Source organism: Cyanothece sp. BG0011, from assembly GCF_003013815.1.
Classification (GTDB): domain Bacteria; phylum Cyanobacteriota; class Cyanobacteriia; order Cyanobacteriales; family Microcystaceae; genus Crocosphaera.
Genome location: NZ_PRLH01000190.1, coordinates 1 through 25,140, shown reverse-complemented (window position 1 = coordinate 25,140; position 25,140 = coordinate 1). Strand labels below are relative to the sequence as shown.

Sequence of the window (25,140 nt, the reverse complement as noted above, 5' to 3'; positions counted from 1 at the left end):
ATTTTGTTGAAAGTTTAATGGAGGTGCTTGAAAAGTTCCTAATGAAATACCAGTTCCATTGTTCGTCTAATAACCAGTTGGTTAATAGACACTTTTTTTTACAACCATCTTATGGCACTAACTATAGTTAACCTTTTGCTACGGTATCTTGTTCAGGTAAAATCACCTTAGCATTTTCCCACATCTCATCAGAAATAGGTTGAGCATCGGGATCATCTAGGGCGTTTTGTTCTATTTCCTCATCCGTCATAGCATCAACCCGATCCCAATCAGTTTGACCCTTCATTGCTGCCCATTCTTGGAGAGTTACTCTCGTAATATTTTCTTTGTTCACGTTTGTTGGCCTTCCTAGCACTGATTATTCTTTTGATAGAACCCCGTTGGGTATAAACGACATAAAGAACCCGTCCCTCGATTTGTCCCAGTAAGATAGTTCTGATTTCTCCATAGTCTTTACGGTTGTCTATGAACTCAATAATGGGATTACTTAAGATTGGTCTGATGTCAGCAAAGTCTATCCCATGTTTTTCTATATTAGCTTGACGTTTGTTTTCGTCCCACTCAAAAACTTGGGGAATATTCATCTATGATCGTTCTTTCTATCATAAATCAAGGCAGTTTATTCCCCGTTTCCTAAAAGTGATAAGTTTTGCTTATAAAAATAGCATGGTGGCCATCCCAAAAATGGTTACGGTTGATCCTCGTTTTGGGGAGTTAAGCGATCAAGGATTTGCGCTAAGCGATCCTCTATCTCCTCAATGTGACGAATATAATCAGCTTGAACCTCGTAAAAGTCCCTTTGTGCGGCTGATAATCTAGCCATCCACTCAAAAATACGGCGACGATCCTGCGCCCATTCTTTTCGCTCCTGCGCTCTTTCTTTTCGATCTTGTGCTACGGCATCACTTAACGCTTCAATGGATTTAGCATTAGATTCGACAATCTTTTCTATTCGGGTTAATCTGTCTTCTGTCATCGTGTTACCATCATATTAGTAAGTTTGTAGATGTCTCCTTGGTAAGTGCCAGGGGACTATTTTTATTTTAAGGCTGATCCTACCAATCAATATTAGTGATTATCATATATACTGAGGAAAATCCAAGATTTTTATTGCGAGAAAACAAGAAATCTTTTTAACATCCATTGTATTGAAAGGCATTATCCCAAACATAGTCTAAAATCATTTTTGATTGTTCTAGAGATAAAATATTGATATTTTCTTGCTGATCATAAGATAATAAAGAAACTTCTTTTATTTTATTTTCATTGTTATCTTCATAAACAATTTTTCCTCTAATTTTTTCTAAGTTATTCAGGGGTCCATGTATATCAAAATCAATGGCAATACCTAATTTTTCCATCATCCATTGTTCAATTTTTCTATCCAACTGTTCAGGGGTTAATTGTTCTTGACTGGTTAAGAGATTATAATAGACTAAAATAATTTCTTTACATTCTTCTTCTTCTGCAATATCGGTCAATGCTTGAAAAACACTAGCATTATTCGCTAAATTCTTAAAAAATAAAGTATCACTAACTTCTTTTTGAAATTTAATTTCTTTGCTTTTATATTTAGTATATTGTTTAACAGCAAATCCTCCTAATGTCACAGCTAAGGATAAAGTTGCCACTAAAATAGGCATAATATCACGAACTTTTTCCTTGTCAACCTCAATAGATTGTACAACAGAATCTGCTCTAAGTAAGATAAAAATAGCAACAATAATCAGTAAAATATTAGGAACGGCTCGCAATATTAAAGGAACGGCTGCACCAATAGCAGGAACACCAAACATTAATTTATCTTTCCAAGTCATGCTAGTTTTAATATTAGGAAAAAGAAGATCAAGATCAAGTTTTGGTATATTTTTATAGAAATAAAGATACATTTTGCCTGGTGTAAAGTTAAGGTCTTGATATTTCTTATCTTTTTTGGCTTTTGCTTGAAAATATCCTGAACCTTTAAACTTAATTAATAAAACAACTCTTTCTAAAATATCAATAATTTTTTCTTGCTCAAAAAACTTAAATTTTTTGAGGGTAATTGTTTTATTAATATCTCCCCGATAATAACAATATAAATGTTCAAAATCATCAAAGTCGACATCTGTTTGTAAATTAATTAAAGATTTTGCTTGCAAAGATTTCTGGATAATTTCATCAGGAAGTTGAATATAATTAGCTCTTTCTAAAACATATTTAAACCCTTGAAGTACATTATTTTCCATCTCTTCATACTGTTCTAAACTTGGTTCTTGTAACGTTTTTACATCAGAATTAGGGTTAAAAACAGTATAATTATCTTTGATTTTTTCCAAAGTATAATGAAAGCGAAAATGAAAAAAAGCAGTTAAAATATCACAGAATTCTTGAAATAATTTAATATCTTTGTCTTGAAGTTTACCGTCTTCAAGACAAAGATTAATGATATCTGTACGACGAAAAGGAATAAATGATTCTCGAATATCAGACATATAGCAATCAATAATTAATTATGAGAATAAAGTCTGAGTCGAAGGCAAGAGGCAAGAGGCAATGGATAGTAAACAATATCTCATCAATCATTTTTTCTTGTTGTAGGATAATAAAAAAACAGATTAATTATTCATTATTTATAGATAATACATCTTCAGCCGAAAGTCCATCCCCTTGATAGCCAAAATACCATAAACTAGCAGCAGCTTCAGGTAAAGTTACCCCTTTATTGGGTTGAAATAGTGTGGTATATCCGAAGACACGCCTTACATTTGATTGTTCGCCATTTTGAAAATCTGCATATAATGCTTGTATGGCTTTTGTATCTATTTTCGTTGTATCTTGAAACCCCCAGGTTTCTTTGATATTATCAATAGAAGCTTGTGGTAATCCTTTGCCCATGTCTAAAGGCACTTTCCAGGTAACTAAATCTTCTCTGGTTAAAGGGTTATCGGGACGGAATAAAGAAGCACTACTATTTCCTGTTAAGGGAGAGGGAATAATTCCAGCTTCCGCTAACCCTTGAATAACCGCAAAGTCGGGGTCATTACTCGACACATCAGAAAAAGCAGGTTTAGCAGTTTCAACCCCTAATCTAATTTGTTTAGCAGGGTTATTGTCATAAAATTTATTATAAGTTTCCACTAACCATCGTGCATAGGTTCGACGGTTAATAATACCGCTTTCTTTAACGGTTTTATTATCAGTATTATTCAAGTTAACTGTCCCTAACTGACGAACATCTGCGACGTATGATTTTAAAGATTGAGGTACGTTTTCTAAATTGGTATTATTATCATTTTTTGTTTGAGAAGAGGTAGGTTTTTCTTCTGTGTTTGATGCAGTTGAACCATTTAAGGTTTGATAACGAAGAGAATAATCTGTATTCCCATTACTAGCAGAAAGAAAAGATAATTGTACTTCTAATCCATCTTTTTGAGCAATTAAGGTATTATTTTCTTCATTAAACGGTTGACTGATTTCCCAGTTATTACGGTTGAATTGTTCTTGATAAAACTCACTAATTTGACCAATAGAATCAGAAGATGACCAGCGAATTAACCCTTTTTCATTGGTTAAATTCTCAGAAACTTCTTGTACTTCTGAGTTAGAATATTGAGGAATGGTATCAGGAAAACTATTAGGAATTTCTAGGGGAGATTGTGTAACATCCTCTTGTTGTTCAGCGAGTTCAGGATTAGGAGAAAAGCGATTTTCTAAGTCACTAATATTACTACAAGCGGTAACAACAGGAAAAAGTAAGCTAAGAATGAGATAACGATACATAGTCAATCAGAATGTAGAATTTAGAATGTAGAATTTAGAATTACCCACCCCTGAAGTTACAGGGTTGAAAGCATTTTTTTAGGTCAACTTTTTTCAATCATGAAATGTCATGTAACAATTAAGCTTGCTTATTATTTTGAGGTTCTAGGGCTGCTTTCGGATAAACAATTCTTTGGTGATGAAACTGTTGCCAAACCTTCACAAACACCTCAGCAATAATGGGTAATTCCTCATATTTAATCCCACTATCTTTTAATTGATTATCTCGCCAACGGGCTTTAAAAATCTTTTGAATCATAGCTAAAGCGGTTTCTGGCGTTGCTTCTTTTAGAGAACGTAAAGCCGCCTCACATCCATCAGCTAACATGACAATGCCGGTTTCTCGTGACTGAGGAATGGGGCCAGCATAGCGAAACGCTTCTTCAGCAATCATTTCTGTCCCGTTGCGTTCCGCTTCTTGTTTAGCTTGATAATAAAAATAAGAAATGAGTAAAGTCCCTTGATGTTCAGGAATAAAGTCACGAATGACTCTAGGGAGACCATATTTATTGGCCATCACCAACCCTTCTGAAACGTGCTTTTTAATAATCTCCACACTCACCCAAGGGTCATTAATTATATCGTGTTTATTGGGGTTACCCATTTGATTTTCAATAAAGCCCATGGGGTCGTGCATTTTGCCGATATCATGATATAAAGTACCGGCGCGAATCAACTCTACATTACAGTGTAATTCACGGCCGGCGGCTTCAGCCAAACAAGCCACAAAGAGAGTGTGTTGAAACGTTCCAGGGGTTTCGGTGGCTAAGCGTTTCAGTAAGGCACAATTGGGGTTAGCCAACTCCACTAAACGAATAGGGGTCACTAAATCAAAGAGACGTTCTAAATAGGGAGAAACCCCTAACGCCATGACACTCCAAGCAATCCCCGATAATCCATAAATGATGGCTTCAGGTAACACCACAGACCAAATGGTACCGGCCACAGGGGCAACAATGAGATAACCGATAAAATAGAGACTCCCTTGTACCAGTCCCACCACACCCCCTAAACAGGCCAATTCATCCCGCGATCGCAATCTCCAAGCCACAGAAGCGGCCAACAGTCCCCCGGCAGTTCCGGCTAGGACATAACTCCAGTTAATGGTGGTGGCGGCAAAGGTGGATAATCCACTCAATAAGACCACTTGAGTGATAGCCAAGGTGGGCCCATAAAAACTACTGGTCAGCAGCCCCACAGCCGGCAAATTAGTGTAACCGAGATTGAAAATCGCTAATAGGGGGGTACTCAAACTTAACAGACAGAGGAGGACATGATCTCGGCGACGCATGGGGCGATGAATTTTGTGACTCACCACGCAAAAAATAGTGACTGTTCCCATGACAATCACCGCAACAATGCCTAAACCGATCCAATTAATCCCCCGACGACTGAGTTGAAAACTATCTAAGAGAACAAATTCTTCTTGGGTAATTTTTTCCCCTGCTTCGACAATCACATCTCCTGCTTTGACTTCGACAATGACCGGTTCGACGGCCTGGGCTGCTTGTTCGGCCCTTTGTTTAGTCGCCTCTTTATCGACTGTCAAATTATGCTTATTTTGCAAAATTGTCATTAATAAATCAGTAATGGCACCTTGAGGTACCGATGAGTCCGCAGATTCTAGCTGATTTTTAATAATTTCGTTGAGCAAATAATCTGGCATTCCGGAGGGGAGTCCTTGTAATAAAATGCGATTTAACGTCAGGTTTAAGGTTTTTTCTGTGGTTTGCCAGGTGTTATCGTCCAGGTTGAGAAATATCCCTAATAATTCTGGGGTTAGATTGGATGTTTTAGCGTTTAAGACTTCTCGTTTCGCTGCATGGTAACGTTTACGAGATTGTTCGATAGTGTCTAAGAGGCCTTTTAGGGTTGTGGTTGATGTGGTGTTTTCATAGTTTTTTAACTGGGTTATGGCTTCTTTGCCTTGGGGGGTCAGGTTGTCTGCTGTTTGGGCGTTGTCATTCAGTAAGGTTGAGCGAATGGTTTGCGATGTTTTTTCATCAATGCTACGCAAATATTGTTGAGTTGCAAGAGGAATAGAGGACACACTAATAAAAGGAAATGCGCCGACTTCTTGACGAAATTGTCTAATTTCAATAATCGTTTCGGTTAATTCCCCTTTGAGTTGGCTGGTGAGTTGAGCATCTCTTTGCAAGATGGGAATAATCCCTGTGCGAACTTCTTTGCGCTTTTCTTCGGTGGTTTTTTCATCTTCAAAGGTTCCATCTTTGGGAGCCACCACTTTGACAGGGGAAACGGTTCCTACCGATAGTTGAGGTTGGTTATAGAAGCGATAACCAATGACACTGGTAAGAGAGATGACAGTTAGTCCCCACATCAAAGGTGGGTGAAGTTGACGGAGGGGCTTTGACTTATGTAATTTGTTTAACCAGTCGGACTGATAAGGGGGTTTAGAGGGGACTTTTTTGCTTAGACTTTGAGCTTCTTGCAGAGGGGAACGACGACCCTTTTTATACTGTTGTCGTAATTTCTCGAGATTTCTTTTTAACAATTGTAGCGTTTTCATATTGTGTGAGGTCAATGTAAAAACATCAAACGAGATTTCTTGGATAGTCTTGTTTATTTCCTAAACCAGACGCTACGATCTAGTGAGAATCGGCACCTGTCTCAGGAGACTATTGAGGGGAAACCACGTCTGGTAAAGGTTTCTTTAAACGATATAACCACACTAGCCCCAAAATCCCTACACTAATCATAACTAAACTAATAACCTGTGCCACCCTCAATGGTCCTAACATTAAACTATCTGTCCTTAATCCTTCTATCCAAATTCTGCCACAACTATAAGCGATTAAATACACTAGGGATAAGGTTCCGACAGGGAGACGGTTAGACTGTTTTAATCCCCACAAGAATAAGGATATGAGCAGGATAAACACCATAATATTCCAAGCCGACTCATAGAGAAAGGTGGGATGAAAGTATTCAGCGCTCAGATATTCGACGGGGCGGTTATTAATGGGTATATAAAGCTTCCAGGGTAAATTAGTGGGGGCGCCAAAGGCTTCAGAATTAAAGAAATTGCCCCATCGGCCGATAGCTTGTCCTAATGCCAGAGAGGGAACTACTAAATCTCCCAATTGCCACACGGAAATTTTGTTGATACGAGCAAAAATGAGGGCGGCTATGATGCCACCAATAATCGCGCCGTGAATGGCTATGCCTCCTTTCCAGATGGCGATGATGTCTTCAGGGCGTTGAGCGTATTCTTGCCACTGAAAGATTACATAGTAAAGTCTGGCACAAGGTATGGCTGCTATGACCAGCCAAATGGCTAAATCCCCAATTAATTCAGGGTTAACGTGACGACGTTTGGCTAACCATTGAGACAGGGTTACCCCAATTAATACCGCACTAGCAATTAAAAAACCATACCAACGGATGACCAGTGGACCTGCTTCAAATAAGATGGGACCCGGAGACTGAAATTGAAACCCTAAAAGCATAAGCGATCGCCATTTTTCCCATGACATCTGAACATACTTATCATATCCTTTTTAATAAAGCGGGTGGGGGGAATCGAACCCCCATCATTAGCTTGGAAGGCTATCGGTTTAATCACGCTAAAACCTTTTAAAATAAAGACTCTTCCCCCTAACAGTCTAAAGTTTTTTTGAAGTGACTGTCATTTGACTGTCAATCGTGCTATGGTTAACCATAATCTTTATTTATGGATTAATGCTTTATGCCTTGGAAGAAAGTCGAAATTGAAGGCCATGACTATCAAGGTCAATGCACATTAGGCGTTCAACGAGAAAAGCTTATTATCGTGTTCTCAAGGACTCTTTTTGGAGGTAAACAGAAGACTTTATCCCTTAACCTATCTGATACCCCTGCTAACCGTACAATCGCCTTTAATAAGCTTCGAGCGATACAGAATGACATCGACTTAGGCCGGTTTGATGCTACCCTAGAGCAATACAAACCCCAGGTAAAACAAAAAGATTATCTTCAATTAGTTTCTGATCTTTACCCCGATATTAGTTTATTAAGTTTGTGGGAAAAGTATTTTGAATATAAGCGGTTGAGTCTTAAAGAAACCACAATTCATTATCTAAAAACATCTGTAGAAAATTATCTTAAAAAATCAGGTATTAAGTCTCCCTATGAAGCATTAGAGTTACGAGAATGGCTGATTACTCACACGACTCAAAGTATGGCTAAACGGGTTTTAACTCATATTAATGCTGCTTTTAAATGGGGACTAAAGCATAAGTTAGTCAAAGGACTTAACCCCTACGAAGGTATGGCCAACGAGTTAGTCCATAACTATCAAGTTGAAACTAAACCTAATGCCTTTACTCCCAAAGAAAAAGAAGCAGTTATTAACGCTTTTCTAAATCATAAAGGCAACTGGAATAAAAGAGGTTATACAGGTTATTCTTATCGTCATTATGCTAACTTTGTTAAATTTTTATTCTTTACAGGATGTCGACCTAATGAAGCCATAGGGTTAAGATGGGGAGACATTTCCACTGATTTTAAAAAGATAACTTTTGATGGTGGAATCTATCAATTAACCAATGGTAAAGCCGTTAGAACTAAACATAGTAAGAATAATCGAAAAAGAGAGTTTCCTTGTAACTTAGAACTTCAAGAAATTTTATCATCTATCAAACCCAAAGAAGTGAATGAAGATGACTTAATTTTTCTGTCTCCCAAAGGTAAAAATATTAATTATGGAAACTTCTCTAGTAATGCTTGGAAGAGGCTTGTTGACCCCATAAAACCGAATACAACTCCTTATTGTTGTCGTGATACTTTTATTACTGAACAGATAGCAAAAGGGGTTAATCCTGCTATTGTTGCTAAATGGTGTGATAGTTCTACAGCAACAATTGAAAAGCATTATTTTGACTCTCTTAATATTTCTCATATTCTTCCTCAGTAACTTTATTTTTTTACAAGAGTGTATTGCTTTATGCCATCTAGAATTAAGCTTAATGTCCGTGCTACCCTTGATGAAAAGGATTTTGAGTTATTATTAGCCTATGCTGAGGAAATGAAATTAAGTCAAAGTCGTGCTATTGCTCTATTACTTACTAAGACTTTACAGGTAATGTATAAGGATAAGGAAAGGATAGCTAATTTAGATGATTTAACTACCGTTGATCAAGTTGTCAAAGAAGCTCAAAAGGAAACCATTGATCTAGAATCCCTTGAGTTTTTGTTAAGACATTCTATCGCTAGTATGAAAGACGTAAAAGACCAACATCAAAATATTTTGCATAAGCTAGACTCAAACATAGATTCAATGGAAAATTATCGTCAAGAAATGACAAGTTTTAGGTTTGATTTTTTGCAGTTTTCTAATGAGTTTCAGAATTTTAGAAATGATTTTTTTAACTTTAAAAATGAACTCTCTCAGATGGTTAACAATTTTCAAATGACCATTCAACAGGAGATACAAAATCTATGGTCGCAATTATATCAATTAGTACAACCTATTCAAGATAGTTTACAGCGATTGGCAAAAATATTTAGAGTATAAGGAATAATGGTAAATTATACTAAAATTTGACTACTAGATTGAAAGTGTTAAACACTCTGTTAGACAATGTTAAACAACTTGTTAAACGGAAAATTGAAGCTTCTTTATTTGTGTTAAACAGTCTGTTAGACAAATTGTTAAACACAAATAGATAAAACAATAGCGAGCTTAATTATAGGCTCGCTTTACATAAGTGTTAAATTTTTTAGATACTCTAATTATATTTTTGTAGCTTAATTTTAAATGGGTGTATAATACATCCAAGTGTTAAATTTTTTAGAAACCAATAAACAAATATGCTGAGTAATAGTGTTTCTCACCATAATTACTATGGTAACACAAGTGTTGCCTCTTTGTCACATCATATTTCACGCCTCACCCGTTCCGGAAAAAGTAACCCCTGTCCAATATGTGATAGAACGAAAGATGCTGATTGTTGCTTTAATGATGAGGTTGTTTTTTGTCATTCATTTGTAGATGTGGATGCCCAAAAATTAGGATATGTTTACCGAGGCTCCCATGAAAACGGAATATGGGGACAATATTTTCCTCAATCCGATTGGCCGCCATCATCTTATAAACCATCTAAACGCATAACATCTAAGAAGTCATCTAAAGCTAACTCATCTAACCTATCTAACCCATCTAAGTCTTTATCTCAGGACAGTTTCAAGGCGATCGCAACATTACCCCAACCACTGAGACGAGAAACCAGTATCCCTAAAGCCATTAAAAAACCGTCTAAAGTCCCTAATCAAGCCATTACAACCGTTTACCCCTATGGATTGTGTGATCACTCATGCCTCCCTAACTTAGAGGATGTTCTTGAGTCAACAGACTGGTTAGGTTATGGGTATGTAGTTCGATATGATTGGGTCAAAGAAATATTATCTCATAGTATAGATGATAATACCTATAAAAACATATATGAACTTACCCAAAATGTCCCCAAAGATAACAGACAAAAAACGTTTAGACAATGGCATACTTCTGAACAAAGGGAAGTAATTAACGGGAAAGGTAATCATTTTTGGCTCCCCTATCAATTTTATCTAATTAATCGATATGGTAAAGGGAAAACATTAATTATCAGTGAAGGGGAAGAAACTGTCCACGCCTTGGGAGATTTAGGGATTTTAGCTACAACTTGGCAAGGGAGTAACTGGACAGAAAAAACCTTACATCCTAGTGTTGAGTTGTTAAAAGCCATTGGGATAAAATCCCTAGTTTTTATCACAGATAATGATGAGGAAGGGGATAAAAAGGCAAAGAAAGTGTTACAGGTTACTCGTAATCTGGACATTCCTTGTGCCACCCTTCCCATTAATAAATTGTGGTTAGAATGCCCCAAAAAAGGGGATATAGCCGATTATTTGAGGGAACACAAATCTATGAATCAAGATGATTTTATCCGTAAACTAGAGGAACAAATACATTACTCAACCGCCCTTAAAGAGCAAGATGATCTACTGAGTAATTTAGAAGTGGAATCTAACATAAGAGGGATTGAGGTTAATGTTAATAATGATGATCAAATTAGTTGGGTTGAGCAAGCATTTTCAGACTTCTTTGATGATGATTACTGGATAACAGTAACGGGAATTATGCACAAATGGAATGGTAAGTATTATGAACCAGTCGAAGATGTCTTACTAGAGTCTCAAGTGAGTCATTACTTACGAGAAAATATGCCCAAAAAAGCAACCCCAACTAATCTTAATAATTTGATAAAATGGGCTAAAATGATAACAGGAGTCTTACCTAATCAGGTTAATACATCTGGTATCAATCTAAGTAATGGCATATTAGAAATTGAGTGGAAAGGTAAACAACCGTCACCCGTTTTAGTTGCTCATTCACCATCACGACTTTACACCTATTGTAGTGACGCTAAATATAAACCCGATGCTGATGACACTGATTGTAACAAGCTTTTAGAAGTTTTAGATCCTGATCAGCGAGACATCTTCCTTAAACTGATTGGGGCTTCTCTTGACCTTAATACCGTGAGAAAATATCAGGGAAGAAATATCAGAGCAACCTTATTATTAGGGGAAGGAAGTAATGGAAAAGATGCCCTAAGAGAAGTCGTTAAGTCAATGTTTGGTAACACAGGTATGACATCCTGTACCTTAATGGATTTCAAACAATATGACACAGGACGAAAGTTTCCATTATCAATTTTGGGGACTAATCCTAAAATTAATTGGTCAAGTGAGAATACGGATTCTGTTAAATTAGACCATATTCAAAGCTTAAAGCAAGCTATTACAGGGGATAGTATTGACGTTGAAAGAAAAGGTCAAGATGGAGTCTCATTAAATCCCTCTTGTTTATTTATTTTTAATGTTAATAAACCCCTAAGTTGGGAGGGGAACTAGAAGCAATTAAGTCTCGTTATGCTGTTCTCTCTTTTAATAAAGTCTTTAAAACTAATCCTGACCTTACCAAAGGGGAATTAAAGGCTGAGCCTCGGTTCAAATATGACCCTCAATTTATTATTGAAAAGGTTGTCCCTGCTTTTCTTAATAAGGTCATTGATGGGTTAATTCGATTAATGACAGAAGGGATTGACTATCAATGTACTGAGGCGGTCATAGATGCTATTCGTTGTGAGTCTAATCACCTACATCAATTTTGTCAGGATGTTGGCTTAACTTATGTTCCCGATGGAGAGATATGTGTTAATGACATTTGGACTAAGTTAGAACAATGGTACTTAGAGGATGGGACGTTAGAGATTGATGAATCTGGGAATAAACCTAAACGAGTTTGGCACGACCTCCCCAAAGGAGACAAAGTAATTAAAGCCCCTAATCAGATTCGTTCACGGTTCCTTGAGTTATTCCCTAAAGTCAAAGCCGGTAAAAAGCGTGACAATAAAGTTTACTTGACTAACATAGGCTTTTTACCTCAACTGGCTTCGCAACCTTCTCCTACAAGGATCACAGGCTATTCAACTGATTCGCAATTGCCTATTCATGCGAGTCAATTGGCTATGCAGTCTGATGATAATTATTTGTCACATACTTGTGGCTCTAATAATACTACAGCCCAAAACCAGGAAAATAATGAGGAGTACAAACAAACGCCTAGTCAATTGCCTATTCATGCGAGCCAAGTGCATAGCCAATTGAATAGCCTACAACCCTTACAGGAGAAGACTGCGAAGCCAGTTTACCTAAAATCACCTACTGATAATCAGCCATTAAAAAATTCCAGTAAAGACAACTTTGTAACATCAAATGAGTCACACAAATACTACAAACTAGGGGATAAAGTGATTGCTCCTGGTAACAAAAAAGGGGTGATCATTGAACTGACTGATCAAGATGGTTATACGACGGTCAAATTAGAAGATGGAAGGCTGGTTTATTGGCCTCAAGGTAAATTAGAACCTTGTGAGTAATTTGTCCCTTGACAGTCATCTTTGATGGGTGACTGTCAACTCATTTAAAACACTTGTTTAACACCTGTTATTACCTTTGTACTGAACATAAGACCATAATGGTCTTCCGTTAATTAACAGCCTAGAGACTTTTGTATTGTTACTATGGGCAATTATCTCAAACCATCGGGGCCATTTCCTCAAGCAACGAAATATTCAATCTTTGCTTATGGTGTTCAAGAACGTGACTATCGTCGGAATTATACCAATGGTTACATTTCGGCTACAGAATATTGCAGAAAAAACAATATTTCTCGTTATAACTTGCGCTATATGGCAAAAAAACAATGGATTATGGTAACTAAAACTCGAAAGTCAAGAATAATGGTTAAAAATAGAGAAGAATGTCAAGAACTGATAGATGAATATATAGCAAAACTTCATCAGCCTAATTGGTACGGCGGTCGTAGAATTGTTAGCCGATACGATGAAAATTACTATCCAGGATATACAAGGGTTTCAGAAGATTAGAATTAGGAGCAGACTATATAGGGCGCATTTTAACTTTAGGAGCGGACAATTGGGTGCATTTTAACTTTTACTAGCAGTCAAATGACAGTCAAGGCTGACTGTCATCTGACTGTCAAAATGCCCTTGATTTCTGCCCTTTGCGATTTCCCTTCGATGGCTCAAACCCTATTGAAACCGTTGATATATCTGGATTTAGACACAAGCGGGTGGGGGGAATCGAACCCCCATCATTAGCTTGGAAGGCTAAGGTTTTACCACTAAACTACACCCGCAAATTTTTGTATTTTTTCAAGCTTTATTATACTAACACACACAAGTGTCATTGACAACTATCAATTTTCAAACCTTCCTTTAGGGGATGGCCTTTTGCGCTGACAACTGTTTCATCAATGCGGGCCACCCAAAAAAGTTGGGTAACACAGTTTCCATCCGTCCTGACCAAGATTCTTCACTGTGTTGACCGATGGGGTCTTCTACCACAAATAAATTTTCGTTATAGCGATAACCAAATTTATTGATTAATAAATCTCGCATTTCCCGGCCTCTTGCGGTTGCTCTGGCTTCGATAAAAGAATTATGATAACCTCCTTCTCGAATGAGTCCCCAATCTAAATAAATTTTCGGTTGTAATTGGGGATCTTGTAAGGTTTTTAAGCCAGCAAACATCAAGGCTGAATATTCTAGTGACCCTAATAAGTCTCCTGATAAATCTAAGAAAGAAGGGTCAATCATTGAGTCTAATCCTACCCAAAAAGAAGGAGACAAGGCGGCCACACATTTGAATTGCTTAGGGTGTCTTATGGCTGTATAAAAAGCCGCTAATCCTCCATGAGATGACCCCAAGACCATCGAATTTTCGGGGCTAGAAAGGGTACGATAATTATTATCAATAAATGGCTTAATCTCAAAAGCTAGATAATCAGAATATCCTGTTAATCCCCCCCAATTTCCTTCTTTAATCGGGGCATGGGTGTATTCATAATTACGGTCAATGGGACAAATAGCTACCACAATCACGCGCCGAATTTGATTGGTTACATATAACCGTGTCAAAATCTGCCCCATGTTCCAACTTTTATAATACTGACCCCCAGAAAAAAAGGCGGTATCTCCATCATTCATATAAATGACGGGATAGCTTTCCTGGCTATATTCATAATCTCTGGGCAAGAATACATGAATTATTCTCCGTTTAGCATCTATATCGGATTGCTTAAAATTATCATAAGTGTGAAAGTAACCTGCCCAATGTCCTTGATCATGATACCAACCATTTTGTCCGCCTATTGTGAAGGGTTCAGCCATTAGATTTTAAAATTAAAGTTTTGTTTTTTTTTGTTTTCTAGACTAGAATTTTAGTGATTTGCTTCAATTTTACTTCTAATTTCTTCGACTCGTTTACGGTTAAGGCCTAAGTCGGATTTTCCGAGACGAGAGGCAGAGCGAACATGGATAACATTTTGACCTGAATCAAGATAAAATTCTACATCATCAACAAAACCCATTAAAGGGGTTTGAAATTCAGCATAAAGATAGTCATTGGTTTCTTCAATAATGGTAGTTCTCTCCATACTTTCAACGATCTTTTTTAACTCACCCATAGAAATCATGGGAAGGGGAGCAATTTTTGATTGTGCATCCGAACTTTGACTATTGACACAGTTGGGGGTTCCTGGACAAGCGGCTAATTTACCATTTTTAACTCCTAAATTATTCGGTCTTGTTCCTGAAAAATTAAACATAATTTTCTTTCCTTTCAATTTTTTTTGATCTTGATCTTTTGGGATTTTTTTGACACCACTAAGGTACGAGTGATCCTAAACCCTTCATTTCTTGAGAATGAATGGAAGATAAACACCGCAACAATACTGTATTAGTTTATCAAATTACTGACCTATAAGATAGTGTAGAATTTAGAATCTAAAATTTAGAATTGAGAATTATTATAGAAAATCAGGAAGATAAAGAAATATTTTTAGCTAAAATTTAAAGTTTAAATTAGTTTTTAAACTAATCATCAATAGATATTTTTTTGTCAAATTTCATATGCTCAGATGTTTCTATTCCTTGTTTTAAACATTCTAAAACTCTGGCTAAGTTTCCATTTAATAAGGCATTTGTATCTAACCACAAACCCTGATAAATCTCACTTTTAATAATCCCATTTTCATCTGCTTGTAATTTAATATATTTTTCTTCTTTTAATCTAAACCAATCAATTTCATTATCATCTACTCGCCACACTAAATATTCTTGAACCTGATTACGTCTATAGGCTTTAAGTTTATCATGTAAATCAATTGATACGGTACTTGCTGCAATTTCCACGATTAATTCTGGCGCACCCTCTACATATCCATCTTCAGTAATTATTGATTGTCCATCCTTTTCTATTCTTAATAAAGCATCGGGTTGGGGTTCATTTTCGGGATCTAATCTTACTGTACAATTATCTCCTATTTGAACACCATTTGTATAAGCTTCATAAGTTCCTAACCAAGTCATAATACGACCATGAGGATTACCATGTTTATTAATTCTTAAAGGAGATCCCATATAAACAATACCTTCTATTAATTCTGCTTTTTTAACATGAGTCATTTGTTGATAACGGGTTTCAAACTCTAGACGAGTTAAGCGATCGCCATTTTCTAACGGGGGAATATTTACGGTAGATTTTGTGATACTTTGTGTCATGCTTTTTACCCTAAACTCTGTTTCTACTATTTATAAATAATCTATTATATTCTTATTTTTTAGTTGATGCTGATGTACAGATTTATATATATTATACTAACTTCTAGGCAAAAAGGTTAAAATATTTATAGAAGAAGTTCTCGTTATCATCAAGAGAGTCAAAACTAATGAATATTATCCTTAATCCTAAACTAGAAAATATCATTCAAAAACAAATTACTTCTGGTAAATATACCAGTATCGATAATGTACTCGAAGAAGCTTTAAATTTATTAGAAAAACGTAATGAATATGAGCAGTGGGTTGAAGAAATTGGGCAAAAAATTGACGCAGCAGCGCAACAATTAGATGGAGGGGAAGGAATCGATGGAACAACCGCTATTAACCAATTGTCTTTTCATTGAAAGTTGCCTCATATGGGAAAGTTTTTTACTTCTTTTGTATATCGCCTTTAAGTTGTAACATACTGCTTATATGCTTTGACTTGGCACTCTTTACAAAACGTTACGTCACGGTTATAGTATGCCTACTTGACCTCTGTTAATCAGACGTTAATGTTGTTCATAGGATATGACTATGAAAATCTTAGTTACCGGTGCATCGGGGTTTCTGGGGACTAACTTATGTTCTCAACTGGAAACCCAAGGCCACGACTTAATCAAATTAAACTCTAAAAATTGCGATCTGACACAACCAGACCCGTTATTAAACTTTAACAATGTTAGCTATGATCAAATTTATCATTTAGCGGCCTGGACTCAAGCAGGGGACTTTTGTTTGTACCATCCAGGGGAACAATGGATCATCAATCAACAGATGAATACTAATGTTTTAACCTGGTGGCAAAAACATCAACCCCAGGCTAAATTTATTTGTATGGGAACAAGTTGTGCCTATGATCCCGACTTACCTTTAGTAGAAGAAAATTATCTAACAGGGATGCCCATTAGTAGCCTATTTACTTATGCCATGACCAAAAGAATGCTCTATGCAGGACTTTTGGCCTTAAATAAACAATATGGCTTAAAATATCTCTGTTTAGTCCCTTCTACTTTATACGGGACGGGGTATCATACCGACGGTCGCCAGATGCATTTTATCTTCGATCTGATCCGTAAAATTATTCGCGGTAAACTGTATGATGAACCGGTTATCCTATGGGGAGATGGCTACCAATCACGGGAGCTTGTCTTTGTGGAAGATTTCGCTAAGATTGCGATGGAATTAGCCCAAACCGTTGACAATGACTTAATTAACATCGGTGCAGGGGAAGAATTTCCCATTCGTCACTTTGCTAAACTCATTTGTGAAGATGTGGGATACGACTTCAATAAAATTCAGTTTGACACCTCCCGTTATGTGGGAGCTAAGTCTAAATGCTTAGTGGTGGACAAACTTCAGCAATCTTTACCCAATTTCAGCTTAACTCCATTAGAATTAGGATTAACGAAAACAATTGAGTGGTTTTGGCAGGAGCAAGAAAAACTTGTCCCTGCTCATTAACTGATATGTGAGGAAGGAACGGTGAACTATTGGATTCAACATAGGCTAAATAGCCTACAAGAAGCGTTTAACCCTAAATACTGTCGCGCTTTAGAACATACTATTGGTGTTGTTAGCCGACAGTTTGAAGCAGGGAATAAACTGTTAATCTGTGGTAACGGTGGCTCGGCGGCCGATGCTCAACACATTGCGGCGGAGTTTGTCGGAAGGTTTCAACTGCATCGTAAGGGGTTACCTGCGATCGCATTAGGCACAAATCCTGCTACCTTAACAGCATGGTCGAATGATTATGAGTTTGAGACAGTTTTTGCTCGTCAAGTCGAAGCATTTGCTCAACCAGGGGACATTCTCTGGGGTATTTCTACCTCTGGAAAGTCTGCTAATGTCATTCGTGCAATGGAAATGGCCAAAGATTTAGGCTTAGTCACCATTGGTATGGCGGGTAACAATGGGGGAATGTTAAAGGATTTAACTGATTTTCCTTTATTTGTCTCCGAATATCATACCCCTTATATTCAAGAAATTCACTTGATCACTTATCATCGTATTTGTGAACAGGTGGAGGCACAGTTATTTGCTAAAGCCGGTTTAGAAGCACAAATCGCTGTTTAATAAGTGTAATATGACCACAACTCTTACCCCTTATACACAACTCCAAAAGGCTCTATTTTTGGATAGGGATGGGGTTGTTATCAAATATGTTCCTTATTTAAGTCAACCGGAACAAGTTAAGCTTCCTCTGGGTGCAGGGGAAGCTTTAAAACAATGGCAAAATGCTGGTTATTTATTAATTTTAATTACTAATCAAGCGGGAGTAGGTAGAGGTTACTATAGTTTAGAAGATGTAGAAAAGGTACACAATTATATTATTGATGAATATGGAAAGTTTGGGGTAATATTCGATGATATTTTTGTATGTCCCCATCATCCTCAAGATAATTGTTTGTGTCGCAAACCCTCTCCTAAAATGTTAATCGATGCTTCTAAAAAACATGGTATTTCCCTATCTCAATCTTTTTTTGTCGGGGATGCTCCTAGTGATATAGAATGTGCTATCAATGCTGAATGTCACCCGGTTTTAGTCTTAACAGGAAGGGGACAAGAAACCAGACAAAAAATTACTGAATATCCTAAAAAAGTTGAAATTTTTGATAGTTTACAGGATACAGTTAAATTGATGCAATTAACCTAGGGGTTTAATATATTAAACCTCTACCATAGTATTAAACCCTAATAAATAATTAACCATGACTCAAGATGAGGGAAAGAGATTATCGCCGATATTTGTATCATTAATTCCTAATTTAATGGAAGGTGAAGGTCATATTCTTCCTTATCATCAAGCCGTTAATAAAGCGGTGAATCAGTTAGGATGGGAACATAAAATTGCGGTTCCTGTTGATAATAACGTTAACAAGTTACCGTCGGGGTGGGATGAGGGTTTGAGTAATGATGATTTAGAAAAAGAAGGCAATATTGTTGATAAATTTTTACGAATTAAAGGAACTTGGAAATTAGCTCAAAGTATTAAGAATTATCTGGAAAATAAAGTTATTAACCAGTCGGAATTATCGGTTATTTTTTTAGAAAGATTTATTCATTTACAATTATTTGCTTTATATCTGGCCTTATTATGGGTTCCTACTGATAATTTATCGGTTTGGTTGTTATATAGAAGGGATACTCATAAAGATAAAACTCGCTTTATTTATAAGTTTCTTAATCGTTTAATCAAACAACAATTACAACCCGAAAAATTTAAACTTTTAACGGATAGTGATTTACTCGGTCAATCTTTATCAAGTTACTTTGAAGAATCGTTTATGGTTATGCCGATTCCTCACACTGATATTAGTCATTGTAACATAAATTCTCTTGATTCGTCTCATATTTTATGTTGGTGGCCAGGTTTTCCACGGGAAGAAAAAGGATTGAATATTATCAAAAATTTAGTCAATTATTCAGGAGAAAATACCCAAAATATTAACTTAGTGTGTGCAGAAAAGACGCAATTAAAATCTGTAGAAAATGGGGTTAATTTGAAATTAATTGATAATCATTTAAACAGAGAACAATATTATCATTGGTTTGGGTTAAGTCAAATCATTTTATTACCTTATAGCTTTCCTGCTTATGAAGGAAGAACATCAGGCATTTTTACAGAATGTGTGATGGCTGGAAAAACGCCTTTAGTTACGAAAGACACATGGATGGCTTACGAGTTAAATAAACATAATTTACCAGAATTAATTATTGATTGGCAAGATCCGGTAGAAGTTTTTGACACTATTATAAAAGTTGTTAAAAGTGACATGATTCAAGATAAAATAAAAAAAATGCAGCGAAGTTATGAGCAATTTCATAGTGTTGATAATTATGCCTGTGTTATGAACAAAGTTTACCAAGAAATGATTATTTAGGATCATGTTTAAAGTTTGTATTGATGCAACTCCCGTTAGAGGAAAATTAACTGGTATTGGGGTTTATACCCTTAATTTAATTGAAGCATTATATCGACTGCAAGAGGAAGAAAACTTTATTTTAGATATTTATTTTCATCCTTCTGTAAAAAATTGGTTAAAACGAAATTTATCAACACCAGAACTATTAACTCCATATCTTGAAGTTTCTTCTGTTCCTATTCCAGTTAGTGTTGCTCATTTATTAGCTAAATATGCCCCTTTTATCTTACCTTATTTTGAAAAACATTTAGATAAACCGGATATTATTCAAGGAACTGATCATTATATTTTTCCCTATAGAAAAGCAACTAAAATCATGACGATTCATGATTTAACGTTTATCAAGTTTCCTCAATATTCAACTAAAATTGTTAAAAGTTATTTAGAAAGAATTAAACGCTGTTTAAGTTGGACAGATGCGATTATCACCTTTTCAGAAAGTACCAAACAAGATATTATCGAATTATTAAATATTGATCCTAATATTATCTATGTAACCCCTCAAGCAAGTCGTTATTCCCCTGACTATTTAACCCGTCAAATAGTCTATGATAATCGCAATGTGGTTGATTATTATTTATATAAACCCTATTTTTTGTTTGTCAGTACCTTAGAACCTAGAAAAAATATTTTAACTTTAATAGAAGCGTTTGAATATCTAAAACAAAACTATAAAATCCCTCACCAATTAATCTTAGTAGGTAAAAAAGGCTGGAATTATCAGGATATTTTAGATAAAATAAATACATCAGAATTCAAAGAAGATATTCAGCATTTAGACTATATTTCTGATGAATTAGTGGCTATATTTTATAGTCAAGCAGAAGCTTTTATTTATCCTTCTTTTTATGAAGGGTTTGGCTTACCTGTACTTGAAGCAATGACATTCGGTTCCCCTGTTATTACGTCTCATACTTCTTCTTTACCCGAAGTTGCAGGAGATGCAGCCTTATATATTGATCCAACTGACTATTATCAATTAGCACAAATAATGTTAAAAGTAGTAGATAATTCAACTTTAAGAAAAGAGATGATTAATAAAGGTAAAATACAAGCAAATCAGTTTTCTTGGAAACGAACAGCAGAAATGACTCTAGATGTCTATCAATCTATTATTTAATAATGAATTATCAATCAAACTTACTGATAAATTTATCTCTCTTATTATCAAAACCAACAGGAATCACTGTTTATGCTAACAATGTTTTTCCTTATTTAAAATCTTTAGAACCGACTTTACTAGCATCACACCAATACCAAGATTTTAAAACTTATTTAGTCCCTGATAATTTAACTCCAGAACAAGGAACAAAAGGACACTTAAACCGCTTACTTTGGACACAATTCAAATTACCGAAAATTTACCAGAAATTACAAGCACCTTTATTATTTTCTCCTGTTCCTGAAGCCCCTTTATATAGTCAATGTCGTTCTGTGGTAATGGTACATGATCTGATTCCTTTACGCTTTCCCAAAAAAACATCCCCTTTAACTCCTTATTTTAAATATTATATTCCCCAAGTCCTCAAACAAGCTGAACATATTATCTGTAATTCTCAAGCAACGGCTAAAGATATTTCTGACTTTTTTAATATACCTTCTCACAAAATAACTCCTATTTTATTGGGGTATGATCATCAACATTTTAAACCTTTAAAAATCAATAAAGAGGCTGTAACGGTTCCCTATTTTCTCTATTTAGGTCGTCATGATCCCCATAAAAATGTTAGCCGTATTGTCAAAGCTTTTGCTAACTTAAAAAATTATCAAAATTATCAATTATGGTTAGTCGGACCAACGGATAAACGTTATACCCCTAAATTAATAGAACAAGCTAAAGAATTAGGTATTGAAAAACAACTTAAAATCCTTGATTATGTAGCCTACGAAAAATTACCTAGAATCTTAAATCAAGCCTTAGCATTAGTGTTTCCTTCTTTATGGGAAGGGTTCGGTTTTCCCGTAGTTGAAGCCATGGGTTGTGGGACTCCTGTTATTACTTCAAACCTCTCTTCTTTACCCGAAGTTGCAGGAGATGCAGCTTTATTAATTAACCCTTATAATGTAAAAGAAATAACAATAGCAATGGAAAAAATTGCCCAAGATGACGAGATGAGATCGCAGTTAAAAACCCTTGGTTTACAACAAGCTAAAAAATTTAGTTGGCAAACCACAGGACAACAAACACTAGACCTTTTGAAGAAGGTTGTTAACTAAAAGTTAACCTGATCACCAATATTCATATAGATTCTCACAATCAATACTTCACTTAAACCATCAATAATTATGAAACAGTTACAACATAAACCTTTCCTCTATGTTGCTAGTTTAGTAACAGTTGCCTCTGTTGTTGGTTCGGCTTCTGTAGCTAATGCTGCTACGTTTAACTTCTCTTTTAGCAATGAAACGGGTTCAGTGCCAGGTACAGTCGAAGGTATGATTGAGTTACCGGATGGGGATGGCGTTTTAGCTGCGACTTCTGTAATCGTTACCTCTGCGCCGAGTGAAGTTTTGCCTCCCAGTGGTATCAATTTTGTTCCTAATGCACAATTCAATTCTTTTGAAGTGGTTAATGGAGAAATTGTTAATTCAAGCGTTAATTTTAGTTTTCTCAGCACCACCAGTGATTTTACTTTAGACTTTTTTGGTTTAGACTTGGTGATATTAACTAATGAAGTGACTGGGGATTTTGTCCAAGCTAGTATTGAGTCAGTCAATTTTACTGATGTAACATCGACTCCTGAGCCAACTTCTATTATTAGTTTACTGGGGGTAACTGTTTTAGGAATTGCTAGTCAATTGAAGAAAAAAGCTTAAAAAAGTCAGACTTATGATTAAAATTACTGCACAGGGAAAAACCATTACTTGTGATCAAGGAGAAAATTTACGCCGTGTTCTTCTTAAAAACAATATTGATCTATATAATGGTCAAGCCAAAATGATTAATTGTCGGGGAATTGGAACCTGTGGAACTTGTGCCTTAGAAATAGAAGGTTCAGTATCTGAAGCTAACTGGAAAGATCAAGCAAGACGTTCTCTACCTCCCCATTCTTTAGAAAAAAATCGTCGTTTAGCTTGTCAAACTAAAGTGTATGGCGATTTAAAATTAACTAAGTATGACGGGTTTTGGGGAGAGGGGGATAATATAGTGTGGACGGCTGAATAAGGAATAGGCTTTTAGGGATAATTAATCAATTATCCCTAACGGTTCAAAAGAATAAAAATTAAACAGCATTAAAGTAGGGTGGGTTAGACGGCTATCATTCAGGTTATTACGAGAATATAATAATCCGTCGTAACCCACCATTTTAGTTAAAATAATCCACTACTTAAAATTGTCTTAAAAAGAAGAAAATTTAATTTTTCCCTCTGATTGAGCAAGGTCTCCAAAATCGAATAAAATTGAAGATAGGAGGGACATCCTCAATAGATAGTGCATCAGGGTTGTCATTTAAGTATGTCTGATCTTATCTCCCCTCAAGAAAAAGCATATCTTACTAACGTCATCTCTGAAATCTTCCTTGAGTATGACGCACAAGTTGACAAAAAAGAAGTAGAAGTTTTCTGCACTAATTTTGTTGAACAACGGGATAAAATACAAGAGCTAAGTATTGTTATTGATGAGGTTAATCTCGGTTTAAATACCATTGATTCTCTAGAAAATTATCATCGGGATTTAACCAATGCTCAAAAGAAAGGTAAATCAAAAGTCAATTGGTTAAAAGCAAACCTCAAAGCCATTACTAATATTAAAGATATCAGAAAAATTGGAGAAATTGTTCAATCCATTCAAGCTGAATTAATTAACTCTAATAATCAGCATCTCAGTTCTTTATTAGATGAAAATGTAGAACTTTTTCCAGAAATATCACCAGGGGAAATTACGAGAATTGATGAGGAGACAGAAGCGGTACAAGGGTTACTGGGTAATGTTCAAAATAACTCTTTACTCACTACCCTTTCTTGTGTGCAACAGATTGAATCTGTTGTTGAACATCTTGACACTAATAATCAAAATGTAAGCCAAGTTGCTAAGGATTGTTTTGAGGGAGAATTAGGGAATGATAGTGAGTTAGTAGCAAAAAAATTGGTCACTTGTGGTGTTATTGTTGCTGATAATGAAGTTCCTATGGAAGCACTTGAGGGGATGGATGCTCCCCAAATTGCTATTGTAGTGGATATGGGAATTACTATTGCTAAAGTAGCCTACAAATTGGCTCAAGGTAAGATGCAAGTCAATAAAGCAATGGACTACATTTATGATCACTTTGTTGCTGCTATTGGTACTGTCACTCAAGCAGTGGTACAGTTACAAACTCAGTTAATGGGAACGCAAATTGGGGCTATACTAGGATCGATATTTGGCCCTGTGGGAACCCTTTTGGGTGGTATTGCAGGTGGGGTTCTCGGTCGGTTAGCAGGAAATCCTATCGCTCAAAGTATTAAAAAAGGAGTGGTAAAAATAGGTCAGTTTGCTAAGGAAAGTGTCATCAAAGTTGTCGATACAATGAAACAAGTAGGTCAAGAAATTGGCAAGAAGGTGATAGAAGGAGCTAAGAAAGTGAAGAAATTTCTTACAAACTTGTTTTGATAACTAACGTTACGTAGAAGGAGAATGAATTAAGCTAATATTATAATATAAAAAAAGAGGAGATTAATCAATGATGATATTACTAACAGATAAATTAGCATACCTCAAAACTCTGGTTGATTTGGTGAAATTAAAAGAGAGTGAATCTGAGCAGATTTTTTTGTTTAATAATATTAGTTGGCAACAATATGAAAATTTACTGCAATCTTTAGAAGATAATGCTGGAATTAGGTTGAAATATTGTGAGGAAAATTTAGCGATTATGTCACCGAGTCGTCGTCATGAGTTTGATAAAAAAATTATAGCAATGCTATTGGAAACTTATTTTTTTGAGCAGGAAATTAAGTTTTATCCTTTAGGTTCAACTACATTAAAAAAAGAAAATATAAACAGAGGAATTGAGCCAGATGAATGTTATTGTCTTTATGGTAATAAAGATATTCCCGATTTAGCAATTGAAGTTATTGTTACTAGCGGTGGTCTTAATTCTTTAGAGATTTACAAAGGTATAGGTGTTAAGGAAGTTTGGTTTTGGGAAAAGGAAAAATTAACAGTTTATAGCTTAAATAATGGAGAATATACAAAAGTTAAGCAAAGTCAGTTGTTACCTAATCTAGATTTGGATTTATTTGCTAGTTTTATTGGTTATGAT

General features: G+C 35.8%; 26 protein-coding genes and 1 tRNA gene. 16 read left to right on the top strand and 11 right to left on the bottom strand.

All coding sequences use genetic code 11. The features are described 5' to 3' along the window. Positions 1-127 precede the first annotated feature (127 nt). The 7 genes from C4E06_RS24340 to lgt all read right to left on the bottom strand — a co-directional run bounded on the left by C4E06_RS24340 (position 128) and on the right by lgt (position 7,271). Entirely contained in the window at positions 128-286 is a 159-nt protein-coding gene (locus C4E06_RS24340) for a hypothetical protein (protein ID WP_198649001.1), read from the bottom strand. After that, a complete protein-coding gene (locus C4E06_RS24335; RefSeq protein ID WP_107670954.1) occupies positions 270-584 on the bottom strand; it encodes a BrnT family toxin in 315 nt (104 codons plus the stop codon). Before C4E06_RS24335 ends, C4E06_RS24340 begins: the two co-directional genes overlap by 17 nt. 104 nt (positions 585-688) lie before the next feature. Then, on the bottom strand, positions 689-976 hold the full coding sequence (locus C4E06_RS24330) for a hypothetical protein (protein ID WP_009543140.1): 288 nt from the start codon (positions 974-976) through the stop codon (positions 689-691). Positions 977-1,133: 157 nt separating this feature from the next. After that, positions 1,134-2,474 (bottom strand): DUF3754 domain-containing protein, encoded by a 1,341-nt coding sequence (locus C4E06_RS24325; RefSeq protein WP_107670953.1) that lies wholly within the window; start codon positions 2,472-2,474, stop codon positions 1,134-1,136. A 127-nt stretch (positions 2,475-2,601) separates the two neighbouring features. Next, entirely contained in the window at positions 2,602-3,762 is a 1,161-nt protein-coding gene (locus C4E06_RS24320) for an S-layer homology domain-containing protein (RefSeq protein ID WP_107670952.1), read from the bottom strand. Between the two features lie 118 nt (positions 3,763-3,880). Then, complete coding sequence (locus C4E06_RS24315) at positions 3,881-6,331, bottom strand: HD family phosphohydrolase (protein WP_107670951.1); 2,451 nt, start codon at positions 6,329-6,331, stop codon at positions 3,881-3,883. Between the two features lie 109 nt (positions 6,332-6,440). Next, a complete protein-coding gene (gene lgt, locus C4E06_RS24310) occupies positions 6,441-7,271 on the bottom strand; it encodes a prolipoprotein diacylglyceryl transferase (RefSeq protein WP_107670950.1) in 831 nt (276 codons plus the stop codon). A gap of 239 nt (positions 7,272-7,510) precedes the next feature. On the opposite strand from lgt, the gene C4E06_RS24305 reads away from it, so the two are divergent. The 5 genes from C4E06_RS24305 to C4E06_RS24285 all read left to right on the top strand — a co-directional run bounded on the left by C4E06_RS24305 (position 7,511) and on the right by C4E06_RS24285 (position 13,235). After that, entirely contained in the window at positions 7,511-8,716 is a 1,206-nt protein-coding gene (locus C4E06_RS24305) for a tyrosine-type recombinase/integrase (protein WP_107670949.1), read from the top strand. Between the two features lie 30 nt (positions 8,717-8,746). Next, positions 8,747-9,316 carry a hypothetical protein gene (locus C4E06_RS24300; RefSeq protein ID WP_107670948.1) on the top strand — a complete coding sequence of 190 codons (570 nt, stop codon included), beginning with the start codon at positions 8,747-8,749 and terminating at the stop codon, positions 9,314-9,316. Between the two features lie 296 nt (positions 9,317-9,612). After that, a complete protein-coding gene (locus C4E06_RS24295) occupies positions 9,613-11,697 on the top strand; it encodes a DUF5906 domain-containing protein (protein ID WP_107670947.1) in 2,085 nt (694 codons plus the stop codon). Then, positions 11,682-12,725: a hypothetical protein gene (locus C4E06_RS24290; protein ID WP_107670946.1), complete on the top strand. Its 1,044-nt coding sequence runs from the start codon at positions 11,682-11,684 to the stop codon at positions 12,723-12,725. The genes C4E06_RS24295 and C4E06_RS24290 overlap by 16 nt, the downstream gene beginning before the upstream one ends. Positions 12,726-12,869: 144 nt before the next feature. Next, entirely contained in the window at positions 12,870-13,235 is a 366-nt protein-coding gene (locus C4E06_RS24285; protein WP_107670945.1) for a hypothetical protein, read from the top strand. 201 nt (positions 13,236-13,436) lie between these two features. On the opposite strand, the gene C4E06_RS24280 is transcribed toward C4E06_RS24285, so the two are convergent. From C4E06_RS24280 to C4E06_RS24265, 4 genes are all read right to left on the bottom strand, one after another. Beyond that, positions 13,437-13,507: transfer RNA gene (locus C4E06_RS24280), tRNA-Gly, on the bottom strand. A gap of 79 nt (positions 13,508-13,586) precedes the next feature. Beyond that, on the bottom strand, positions 13,587-14,540 hold the full coding sequence (locus tag C4E06_RS24275; RefSeq protein ID WP_107670944.1) for an alpha/beta hydrolase: 954 nt from the start codon (positions 14,538-14,540) through the stop codon (positions 13,587-13,589). A gap of 50 nt (positions 14,541-14,590) precedes the next feature. Next, on the bottom strand, positions 14,591-14,977 hold the full coding sequence (locus tag C4E06_RS24270) for a DUF1499 domain-containing protein (protein ID WP_107670943.1): 387 nt from the start codon (positions 14,975-14,977) through the stop codon (positions 14,591-14,593). Between the two features lie 268 nt (positions 14,978-15,245). After that, positions 15,246-15,932 carry a Uma2 family endonuclease gene (locus tag C4E06_RS24265; protein WP_107670942.1) on the bottom strand — a complete coding sequence of 229 codons (687 nt, stop codon included), beginning with the start codon at positions 15,930-15,932 and terminating at the stop codon, positions 15,246-15,248. A gap of 167 nt (positions 15,933-16,099) precedes the next feature. On the opposite strand from C4E06_RS24265, the gene C4E06_RS24260 reads away from it, so the two are divergent. The 11 genes from C4E06_RS24260 to C4E06_RS24210 all read left to right on the top strand — a co-directional run. Then, entirely contained in the window at positions 16,100-16,336 is a 237-nt protein-coding gene (locus tag C4E06_RS24260; protein ID WP_107670941.1) for a type II toxin-antitoxin system ParD family antitoxin, read from the top strand. Between the two features lie 172 nt (positions 16,337-16,508). Continuing rightward, complete coding sequence (locus tag C4E06_RS24255; RefSeq protein WP_107670940.1) at positions 16,509-17,435, top strand: NAD-dependent epimerase/dehydratase family protein; 927 nt, start codon at positions 16,509-16,511, stop codon at positions 17,433-17,435. A 21-nt stretch (positions 17,436-17,456) separates the two neighbouring features. Next, entirely contained in the window at positions 17,457-18,047 is a 591-nt protein-coding gene (gmhA, locus tag C4E06_RS24250; RefSeq protein WP_107670939.1) for a D-sedoheptulose 7-phosphate isomerase, read from the top strand. Between the two features lie 10 nt (positions 18,048-18,057). Continuing rightward, on the top strand, positions 18,058-18,627 hold the full coding sequence (locus C4E06_RS24245; protein ID WP_107670938.1) for an HAD-IIIA family hydrolase: 570 nt from the start codon (positions 18,058-18,060) through the stop codon (positions 18,625-18,627). Between the two features lie 55 nt (positions 18,628-18,682). Beyond that, entirely contained in the window at positions 18,683-19,855 is a 1,173-nt protein-coding gene (locus C4E06_RS24240) for a hypothetical protein (protein WP_107670937.1), read from the top strand. Positions 19,856-19,859: 4 nt separating this feature from the next. After that, positions 19,860-21,017, top strand: coding sequence for a glycosyltransferase family 1 protein (locus C4E06_RS24235; protein ID WP_107670936.1), 1,158 nt, complete (start codon positions 19,860-19,862; stop codon positions 21,015-21,017). A gap of 2 nt (positions 21,018-21,019) precedes the next feature. After that, complete coding sequence (locus C4E06_RS24230; protein ID WP_107670935.1) at positions 21,020-22,114, top strand: glycosyltransferase family 1 protein; 1,095 nt, start codon at positions 21,020-21,022, stop codon at positions 22,112-22,114. 69 nt (positions 22,115-22,183) lie between these two features. Next, positions 22,184-22,714, top strand: a complete 531-nt coding sequence (locus tag C4E06_RS24225; protein WP_107670934.1) for a hypothetical protein — start codon at positions 22,184-22,186, stop codon at positions 22,712-22,714. Positions 22,715-22,727: 13 nt separating this feature from the next. Beyond that, positions 22,728-23,063 carry a 2Fe-2S iron-sulfur cluster-binding protein gene (locus tag C4E06_RS24220; protein WP_107670933.1) on the top strand — a complete coding sequence of 112 codons (336 nt, stop codon included), beginning with the start codon at positions 22,728-22,730 and terminating at the stop codon, positions 23,061-23,063. Between the two features lie 291 nt (positions 23,064-23,354). Further along, positions 23,355-24,488, top strand: coding sequence for a hypothetical protein (locus tag C4E06_RS24215; RefSeq protein WP_107670932.1), 1,134 nt, complete (start codon positions 23,355-23,357; stop codon positions 24,486-24,488). A gap of 70 nt (positions 24,489-24,558) precedes the next feature. Then, positions 24,559-25,140 (top strand): Uma2 family endonuclease (locus tag C4E06_RS24210; RefSeq protein ID WP_198649000.1); only part of this gene is annotated, 582 nt, incomplete at its 3' end.

Bases quoted from the DNA above. Each gene is read 5' to 3' on its own strand.
- C4E06_RS24340 (WP_198649001.1), bottom strand. From the start codon at position 286: ATGAAGGGTCAAACTGATTGGGATCGGGTTGATGCTATGACGGATGAG.
- C4E06_RS24335 (WP_107670954.1), bottom strand. From the start codon at position 584: ATGAATATTCCCCAAGTTTTTGAGTGGGACGAAAACAAACGTCAAGCT.
- C4E06_RS24330 (WP_009543140.1), bottom strand. From the start codon at position 976: ATGACAGAAGACAGATTAACCCGAATAGAAAAGATTGTCGAATCTAAT.
- C4E06_RS24325 (WP_107670953.1), bottom strand. From the start codon at position 2,474: ATGTCTGATATTCGAGAATCATTTATTCCTTTTCGTCGTACAGATATC.
- C4E06_RS24320 (WP_107670952.1), bottom strand. From the start codon at position 3,762: ATGTATCGTTATCTCATTCTTAGCTTACTTTTTCCTGTTGTTACCGCT.
- C4E06_RS24315 (WP_107670951.1), bottom strand. From the start codon at position 6,331: ATGAAAACGCTACAATTGTTAAAAAGAAATCTCGAGAAATTACGACAA.
- lgt (WP_107670950.1), bottom strand. From the start codon at position 7,271: ATGCTTTTAGGGTTTCAATTTCAGTCTCCGGGTCCCATCTTATTTGAA.
- C4E06_RS24305 (WP_107670949.1), top strand. From the start codon at position 7,511: ATGCCTTGGAAGAAAGTCGAAATTGAAGGCCATGACTATCAAGGTCAA.
- C4E06_RS24300 (WP_107670948.1), top strand. From the start codon at position 8,747: ATGCCATCTAGAATTAAGCTTAATGTCCGTGCTACCCTTGATGAAAAG.
- C4E06_RS24295 (WP_107670947.1), top strand. From the start codon at position 9,613: ATGCTGAGTAATAGTGTTTCTCACCATAATTACTATGGTAACACAAGT.
- C4E06_RS24285 (WP_107670945.1), top strand. From the start codon at position 12,870: ATGGGCAATTATCTCAAACCATCGGGGCCATTTCCTCAAGCAACGAAA.
- C4E06_RS24275 (WP_107670944.1), bottom strand. From the start codon at position 14,540: ATGGCTGAACCCTTCACAATAGGCGGACAAAATGGTTGGTATCATGAT.
- C4E06_RS24270 (WP_107670943.1), bottom strand. From the start codon at position 14,977: ATGTTTAATTTTTCAGGAACAAGACCGAATAATTTAGGAGTTAAAAAT.
- C4E06_RS24265 (WP_107670942.1), bottom strand. From the start codon at position 15,932: ATGACACAAAGTATCACAAAATCTACCGTAAATATTCCCCCGTTAGAA.
- C4E06_RS24260 (WP_107670941.1), top strand. From the start codon at position 16,100: ATGAATATTATCCTTAATCCTAAACTAGAAAATATCATTCAAAAACAA.
- C4E06_RS24255 (WP_107670940.1), top strand. From the start codon at position 16,509: ATGAAAATCTTAGTTACCGGTGCATCGGGGTTTCTGGGGACTAACTTA.
- C4E06_RS24245 (WP_107670938.1), top strand. From the start codon at position 18,058: ATGACCACAACTCTTACCCCTTATACACAACTCCAAAAGGCTCTATTT.
- C4E06_RS24240 (WP_107670937.1), top strand. From the start codon at position 18,683: ATGACTCAAGATGAGGGAAAGAGATTATCGCCGATATTTGTATCATTA.
- C4E06_RS24235 (WP_107670936.1), top strand. From the start codon at position 19,860: ATGTTTAAAGTTTGTATTGATGCAACTCCCGTTAGAGGAAAATTAACT.
- C4E06_RS24230 (WP_107670935.1), top strand. From the start codon at position 21,020: ATGAATTATCAATCAAACTTACTGATAAATTTATCTCTCTTATTATCA.
- C4E06_RS24225 (WP_107670934.1), top strand. From the start codon at position 22,184: ATGAAACAGTTACAACATAAACCTTTCCTCTATGTTGCTAGTTTAGTA.
- C4E06_RS24220 (WP_107670933.1), top strand. From the start codon at position 22,728: ATGATTAAAATTACTGCACAGGGAAAAACCATTACTTGTGATCAAGGA.
- C4E06_RS24215 (WP_107670932.1), top strand. From the start codon at position 23,355: ATGTCTGATCTTATCTCCCCTCAAGAAAAAGCATATCTTACTAACGTC.